Annotated in this window: 5 protein-coding genes; 4 read left to right on the top strand and 1 reads right to left on the bottom strand. The window is 64.8% G+C overall.

Annotated features, from left to right (window positions below):
• Positions 1-403 precede the first annotated feature (403 nt).
• On the bottom strand, positions 404-1,795 hold the full coding sequence (locus tag QSJ95_RS25070; protein WP_009616091.1) for a PhoH family protein: 1,392 nt from the start codon (positions 1,793-1,795) through the stop codon (positions 404-406).
• 407 nt (positions 1,796-2,202) lie between these two features.
• On the opposite strand from QSJ95_RS25070, the gene yaaA reads away from it, so the two are divergent.
• The 4 genes from yaaA (at position 2,203) to QSJ95_RS25050 (ending at position 8,001) form a co-directional block, all read left to right on the top strand.
• Positions 2,203-2,982, top strand: coding sequence for a peroxide stress protein YaaA (gene yaaA / locus QSJ95_RS25065; RefSeq protein WP_285646039.1), 780 nt, complete (start codon positions 2,203-2,205; stop codon positions 2,980-2,982).
• Between the two features lie 854 nt (positions 2,983-3,836).
• Positions 3,837-5,147, top strand: coding sequence for a GDP-mannose 6-dehydrogenase (algD, locus tag QSJ95_RS25060; protein WP_043312658.1), 1,311 nt, complete (start codon positions 3,837-3,839; stop codon positions 5,145-5,147).
• 144 nt (positions 5,148-5,291) lie between these two features.
• On the top strand, positions 5,292-6,773 hold the full coding sequence (alg8, locus tag QSJ95_RS25055) for a mannuronan synthase (RefSeq protein ID WP_285646029.1): 1,482 nt from the start codon (positions 5,292-5,294) through the stop codon (positions 6,771-6,773).
• Between the two features lie 58 nt (positions 6,774-6,831).
• Entirely contained in the window at positions 6,832-8,001 is a 1,170-nt protein-coding gene (locus QSJ95_RS25050; RefSeq protein ID WP_009616087.1) for an alginate biosynthesis protein Alg44, read from the top strand.
• Positions 8,002-8,010 lie beyond the last annotated feature (9 nt).

Below are 8,010 nucleotides of genomic sequence, written 5' to 3'. Positions count from 1 at the left end.
CGTTCTGCCCAACGGTCCCCTCTCCCGCTTGCGGGGGAGGGTTAGGGTGGGGGTGCGGAGTTCGGGCCAAGCGCTGGAGTGAAGACGAAGTCCGTAACCCTCTCCCCAGCCCTCTCCCTGAAGGGAGAGGGGGCCGTCCGTGCCGGCTGGGAGAGCGGCTTTAGCCGGAAATTACGGTGGGGCCGGCTGACTGCGTGGCCCCTCGTTCTGCCCAACGGTCCCCTCTCCCGCTTGCGGGGGAGGGTTAGGGAGGGGGTGCGGAGTCCAGGCCAAACGCTGGAGCAGCGGCGAAGTCCGTAACCCTCTCCCCGGCCCTCTCCCTGAAGGGAGAGGGGGCTTTCCGTGCATCGGGGAAGACTCGAGTACGCCGGCCAGCCCAGCAGGAGCCCGGCCGGCTCCGCGTTTACAGATGCGCCTCGGCGAACTCCGCCAGCACCGAGCGCGGTACCCCTTGCAGGGTCACGTGCACGCCGTGGGGGAAGTCCTTGAAGCGTTCGGTCAGGTAGGTCAGGCCGGAGCTGGTGGCCGACAGGTAGGGGGTGTCGATCTGCGCCAGGTTGCCCAGGCAGATCACCTTCGAGCCATTGCCCGCGCGGGTGATGATGGTCTTCATCTGGTGCGGGGTGAGGTTCTGGCATTCGTCGATGAGGATCAGGCTCTGCTGGAAGCTGCGGCCGCGGATGTAGTTCAGCGATTTGAACTGCAGCGGCACCTTGCTGAGGATGTAGTCGACGCTGCCGTGGGTGCATTCGTCGTCCGAATGCAGCGCTTCGAGGTTGTCGGTGATGGCGCCCAGCCAGGGTTCCATCTTCTCGGCCTCGGTGCCGGGCAGGAAGCCGATGTCCTCGTCCAGGCCCTGCACGCTGCGGGTGGCGATGATGCGCCGGTAGCGCTTGGTGACCATGGTCTGCTCGATGGCCGCGGCCAGGGCCAGGATGGTCTTGCCCGAGCCCGCGGCGCCGGACAGGTTGACCAGGTGGATGTCCGGGTCGAGCAGCGCGTACAGCGCCAGCGACTGGTACAGGTCGCGCGGGCGCAGGCCCCAGGCCTCCTGGTGCAGCAGCGGCTCCTGGTGCAGGTCGAGGATCAGCAGTTCGTCCTGCTGGATGCCCTTGATCCAGCCGACGAAGCCCTGCTCGTCGACGATGAACTCGTTGATGTGCACCGCCGGCAGGTTGTCGGTGAGCTGCACGCGGTGCCAGGTGCGGCCGTGGTCCTGGCGCGTCTCCACCTTGCTGACGCGGTCCCAGAACGAGCCGTTCAGCGAGTGGTAGCCACGCGGCAGCAGGGCCACGTCGTCGATCAGTTGGTCGGTGTGGTAGTCCTCCGCCGCCACCCCGCAGGCGCGCGCCTTCAGGCGCATGTTGATGTCCTTGGTGACCAGCACCACCCGGCGGCTGCTGTTGCGGCTCTGCAGCTCCACCAGCTGGTTGATGATCTTGTTGTCGTTGAGGTGCTCCGGCAGCCAGGTGATCGGCTCGGCGCGCTTGCTCATGAGGATCGACAGGCTGCCGCAGGGGCCGCTCTTGCCACGCTGGATGGGAACCCCGTCCTCCACCTGCTCCGGGCTCGCCTCGCCCAGCACCTGGTCGATCAGGCGGATGGCCTGGCGGCATTCGGCGGCGACGGAGTGCTTGCCGGTCTTGAGCTTGTCGAGTTCCTCCAGCACCGTCATCGGGATGGCGACGTGGTGTTCCTGGAAGTTGAGCAGGGCGTTGGGATCGTGGATCAGAACGTTGGTGTCGAGGACGTAGAAGATCGGCTGGGTGGTGCTGGAACGTCCGTGGTCATCCATACGCGTGTCACCTCATTCTGGGGGCGTTACGACGGAATGCCGTGACAGCGCTCCGCCGTGCGGTGAGACGCCGGCTCTCGATGCCGGGGCTCGAGAGAGGTGCAAGCAAGGGACGGGCCGGGGCCGCCACCTGTCTGCAGGGTTCGGCGGTCTACGGCTCCAGAAATACAGGAAAAATTGTGACGGTAGAAAGTCTTTTTCCTTATCAGACGAATTTTTTTCGCCGGCTGACGAAATACCTTGGCGCGGCTGCGTTACGGCGCTAATTTTATTAATCCGATCATCGGCTTATCCGCACCCGACGGTCTCCCCGCGCCCCTCCTCATTGGCCCCGCCTATCGTCCCCATGGGTGGAGCCGGCCCCGGCAACTCCCTACAATCGCCCGACGCTTCGAGGAGACCGCACGATGCTGATGGTGATTTCCCCCGCCAAGACCCTGGACTACGAGACCCCGCCGGTCACCGACCGCCACACCCTGCCGCTGCACCTGGACGATGCCCAGGAGCTGATCGGCGTGCTGCGCGAGATGACTCCGGCGCAGATCGGCAGCCTGATGAGCCTGTCGGACAAGCTCGCCGGCCTGAACGCCGCGCGCTACGCCAGCTGGCACCCCGACTTCAGCCCGGCCAACGCCAAGCAGGCGCTGCTGGCCTTCAAGGGCGACGTCTATACCGGCCTGGCCGCCGAGGACTTCGACGCCGCCGACTTCGACTTCGCCCAGCGCCACCTGCGCATGCTTTCCGGCCTTTATGGCGTGCTGCGGCCGCTGGACCTGATGCAGCCCTACCGCCTGGAGATGGGCACCCGGCTGGCCAACGCCCGCGGCGCCAACCTCTATGAGTTCTGGGGCGAGCGCATCAGCGCCTGGCTGAATCAAGACCTCGCCGAGCAGGGCGACGCCGTGCTGCTCAACCTGGCCTCCAACGAATACTTCGGCGCGGTGAAGCGCAAGGCGCTGGACGCCCGCATCATCGACACCGAGTTCAAGGACCTGAAGAACGGCCAGTACAAGATCATCAGCTTCTACGCCAAGAAGGCCCGCGGGCTGATGGCGCGCTACGTGATCAAGGAGCGCCTGACCGACCCCGAGGGCCTGAAGGACTTCGACTACGCCGGCTACCGCTTCGCCGCCGAGGAGTCCTCCGCCGACCGCCTGGTGTTCCTGCGCGACCAGCCCGACGCCTGACCTGCCCCCGAAAGTGGCGGCCAAACGGCCGTCACGCCCCCTCCCCCGCTACCGTCGATCCCCCTCCAGCCCCCATGTGCCGCCGAATTACCCACACGGCGAAAATGGTCAAGGCTACCGTTCGTCGGCAACAGCCAAGACATTGAAAAAATTTTTCTCGCTCCCGCGCGCCATCACCACGGCAGAAAAGCGCCTTTTTTGCCATCGCGCATGTAATCCATTGGCCATTAAAAGCACCCCGCCATTACATGCAATTCACGATTGCAAGTTGCACGAAATACCTTGAAACACCCTCCCCGTCATCCTGAACGGTAGCTGAACGAAGTGTAAAACGGCTGAATCACCGCGGAACTTTTTCCAATCCTTGCATTTTGCAAGTCCGCCAAAAACGACAGTCGTGTTTCAGCTTGATATCAAAAGCGCCTTATTTGATGGCGATTGGATATTTAATTCCGACCACTCCTCAGGATGGGTGGCAGGAACTATCGAGCGGCCTCGAACATCCTACTTCCGCAACGCCCATCATGGGTTTGTTGCCCATAACCAGGTTTTTCGAAAACGCATCGAGCGCTGCTCGAGGCCCTCGTTCAACCTGAATAATTTCAATGAGTTATGAAATTAATGCAGAACTCCAAAGCAAACTTTAGTGCATCAGAAGAGTGCAATTAGTTCTAACTTTGCAATCACCCTGAAACATTAAAGTGCATGCCGCGGAACTCTGCCCGAATTGAGTGCAGAAAATTCGAGTCACTCACGGACTGCCTGAAGCGGCGCGCCTGACAGGGGCGCCGCAGCAAAAGGGAATTGGCCAGAAGGCCAACTTTTAACAGCTCGACAAAGCAGAGGTGAATACGATGCGTATCAGCATCTTTGGTCTTGGCTACGTCGGTGCAGTATGCGCCGGTTGCCTGTCCGCCCGTGGTCACGAAGTGATCGGCGTGGACGTTTCCACCACCAAGATCGACCTGATCAACCGCGGCAAGTCGCCCATCGTCGAACCGGGGCTGGAGCCCCTGCTGGAACAGGGCATCCGCACCTCGCGGCTGTCGGGCACCACCGACTTCAAGCAGGCGGTGCTGGACAGCGACGTCTCCTTCATCTGCGTCGGCACCCCGAGCAAGAAGAACGGCGACCTGGACCTGGGCTACATCGAGAGCGTCTGCCGCGAGATCGGCTACGCCATCCGCGAGAAGGCCGGCCGTCACACCGTGGTGGTGCGCAGCACCGTGCTGCCGGGCACCGTGAAGAACGTGGTGATCCCGATCATCGAGGACTGCTCGGGCAAGAAGGCCGGCGTCGACTTCGGCGTGGGCACCAACCCCGAGTTCCTGCGCGAGAGCACCGCGATCAAGGACTACGACTTCCCGCCGATGACCGTCATCGGCGAGCTGGACGCCCAGACCGGCGACCTGCTGGAGGAAATCTACCGCGAGCTGGACGCGCCGATCATCCGCAAGTCCATCGAGGTCGCGGAGATGATCAAGTACACCTGCAACGTCTGGCACGCCGCCAAGGTCACCTTCGCCAACGAGATCGGCAACATCGCCAAGGCCGTCGGCGTCGATGGCCGCGAGGTGATGGACGTGGTCTGCCAGGACCGCAAGCTGAACCTGTCGCGCTACTACATGAAGCCCGGCTTCGCCTTCGGCGGCTCCTGCCTGCCCAAGGACGTGCGCGCCCTCACCTACCGCGCCGGCCAGCTGGACGTCGAGCACCCGATGATCGGCTCGATCATGCGCAGCAACGCCTACCAGGTGCAGAAGGCCTTCGAGATCATCACCGCCCACGGCAGCCGCAAGGTCGGCCTGCTCGGCCTGTCGTTCAAGTCCGGCACCGACGACCTGCGCGAGAGTCCGCTGGTGGAGCTGGCCGAGATGCTCATCGGCAAGGGCTACGAGCTGCAGATCTTCGACCGCAACGTCGAGTACGCCCGCGTCCACGGCGCGAACAAGGAGTACATCGAGTCGAAGATCCCCCACGTCTCCTCGCTGCTGGTCTCCGACCTCGACCAGGTGGTGAAGACCTCCGACGTGCTGGTGCTGGGCAACGGCGACGAGCTGTTCGTCGACGTGGTGAACCAGGCGCCGCAGGGCAAGAAGGTGGTCGACCTGATCGGCTTCATGTCCCACGGCTCCGACGAGCGCGCCGAAGGCATCTGCTGGTAAGCGCCGCCGGCTCTTCGCAGGAGCGAGCCTGCTCGCGAACGCTCTTCCCGGCGGTACCGGTGCCGGGGCGGTTCGCGAGCAAGCTCGCACCTACGGGAGCCCACCTGTTCCCACGAAGCCAAGACGCGACTGACGGACCTGACCATGGACGCATACAAACGAGCCCTCGGCGAAGCCACCGGCTGGCTGGCCTTCCTCTGCCTGCTGATGGGCCTGGCGCTGATCGTGCCCCCCACGGTGTTCGACCCCAATGCCCGCGACTTCCTGCTGATCATCGGCGCGGTGGGTATCTGGCGTTATTCCATGGGCGGTCTGCACTTCCTGCGCGGCATGCTCTTCCTCCACGTCGTCTACCCGCACTACAAGCGGCGCCTGCGCAAGCTCGGCAAGGCGGCGGCCCCGTCCCACGTGTACCTGATGGTCACCAGCTTCCGCATCGACGCCATGACCACCTCCATGGTCTACCGCTCGGTGATCCAGGAGGCCATCGCCTGCGGCTACCCGACCACCGTGGTCTGCTCCATCGTCGAGATGTCCGACGAGGTGCTGATCAAGCAGCAGTGGCAGAAGCTCAACCCGCCCGCCCACGTGAAGCTGGACTTCGTGCGCATTCCCGGCACCGGCAAGCGCGACGGCCTGGCCCACGGCTTCCGCGCCATCTCCCGGCACATGCCCGACGAAGGCTCGGTGGTGGCGGTGATCGACGGCGACACCGTGCTCGAACCCGGCGTGGTCCAGGCCACGGTGCGCTGGTTCAAGCTGTTCCCCCAGGTCGGCGGCCTGACCACCAACGAATTCTGCGAGGTGCAGGGCGGCTACGTGATGAGCCAGTGGCACAAGCTGCGCTTCGCCCAGCGCCACATCAACATGTGCTCCATGGCCCTGTCCAAGCGCGTGCTGACCATGACCGGGCGCATGTCGGTGTTCCGCGCCGCGGTGGTCACCGACCCCGACTTCATCGCCGACGTCGAGGCCGACCACCTGGACCACTGGCGCCTGGGGCGCTTCCAGTTCCTCACCGGCGACGACAAGTCCAGCTGGTACAGCCTGATGCGCCTGGGCTACGACACCTTCTACGTGCCGGATGCGGCCATCAACACCGTCGAGCACCCGCCGGAGAAGAGCTTCGTCAAGGCCAGCCGCAAGCTGATGTTCCGCTGGTACGGCAACAACCTGCGGCAGAACTCCCGCGCCCTGGCCCTGGGCCCGCAGCGCCTGGGCTGGTTCACCACGGTGGTGCTGTTCGACCAGCGCCTGTCCATGTGGACCTGCCTGCTGGGCCTGGTGGCGGCGATCATCGCCAGCATCAAGTACAGCATCACCTTCCTGCTGGTGTACCTGCTGTGGATCGGCATCACCCGCCTGATCCTCACCCTGCTGCTGTCGCTGTCCGGCCACCCGATCGGCCCGGCCTACCCGCTGATCCTCTATTACAACCAGATCGTCGGCGCCCTGGTGAAGATCTACGTGTTCTTCCGCCTCGACCAGCAGTCCTGGACGCGCCAGAGCACCAAGCTCGACCGCGGCCTGAACAGCTACCAGCGCTGGTTCAACACCTGGTCCTCGCGCGCCATGACCTTCTCTGCCGCCAGTGTGTTCGTCGCAGTACTCCTGACGATCGTATGACCCCTTGAGCAACCGGCCCGCGGCCGATCCGACCCGTTTCGAACATAGGACCGACTTCATGAATACCGCCGTCAACGTCAACGTCGTGCACGAATCCGAAGCCCAGCGCCAGCACGCGCGGGTCAAGCTGCCCGCGCGCATCCGCTACATCGGCGCCAACCGCGAGGGCGTCGACGCAAGGCTCTTGGACCTTTCCGCCGGCGGCTTCGCCTTCACCGCCAGCGGCGCGCCGATCCAGGTCGGCGACATCCACAAGGGCAAGCTGCTGTTCCAGATCGACAGCATCAGCTTCGCCCTGGAAGTGGAGTTCCAGGTGCGCTCCTTCGACCCGGACAGCCGCCGCACCGGCTGCGAGTTCCAGCACCTGAAGCCGCGCGAGGTCGCCGCCCTGCGCTACCTGATCACCGCGTACCTGGCCGGCGAGGTGGTCAGCGTCGGCGACATGCTCAACACCCTGCAGCGCGAGAACTTCACCAAGGCCCGCAAGCACGGCGGCGCCGGCGGCGGCATGGGCTTCTTCGGGCGCATCCGCGCGGTGACCCTGAGCACCGCCATCTTCGTGGTCGGCGTCGGCGCCTTCGCCTTCATCCTCAACCAGCTGTACAACCTGTACTTCGTCACCCATGCCGACTCCGGCGTGGTCAACATCCCCGCCCAGCAGATCACCATGCCCCGCGAGGGCACCGTCGACAGCCTGGTGCAGATGGACGCCGAAGTGGCCAAGGGCGCGCCCATCGCCACCTTCTCCACCAGCCTGCTGGACCTGCTCAAGGGCAACCTGTCCGACGAGCAGCTCAACCCCGGCAACATCGAGAAGCTCTTCGGCCACCAGCTCAAGGGCACCCTCACCAGCCCCTGCGACTGCCGGGTGATCGAGCAGCGCGTCGCCAACGGCCAGTACGCCAACAAGGGCGACGTGATCTTCACCCTGGCCCCGCGCGACGCCAGCGCCACCGTCGAGGCGCGCTTCGCCTACCGCAACGCCGCCGAACTCTCGCCGGGCACCCTGGTGCACTTCCAGGTCGCCGGCGACAGCGAAGTACGCAGCGGCCGCATCCTGCGCACCGCGCCGGTGGACGGCGACCTGTCGTCGGAGATCCGCGCGCAGATCCAGCCCGAGCAGCCGCTGGACAGCCAGCTCGCCGGGCGCCCGGCGGAAGTCAGCATCGGCGGCCTGCCCGGCCGCACCCTGCTGAACAAGGCCATGGCCATGGCCACCGCGCGCTGAGGACCCAAG

Origin of the sequence: Pseudomonas sp. NBRC 100443 (assembly GCF_030268185.1) — a bacterium.
Taxonomy (GTDB): Bacteria; Pseudomonadota; Gammaproteobacteria; order Pseudomonadales; family Pseudomonadaceae; genus Pseudomonas; species Pseudomonas citronellolis.
The sequence above is the reverse complement of the archived record's forward strand: the minus strand, read 5'-3'. Positions and strand labels throughout refer to the sequence as shown.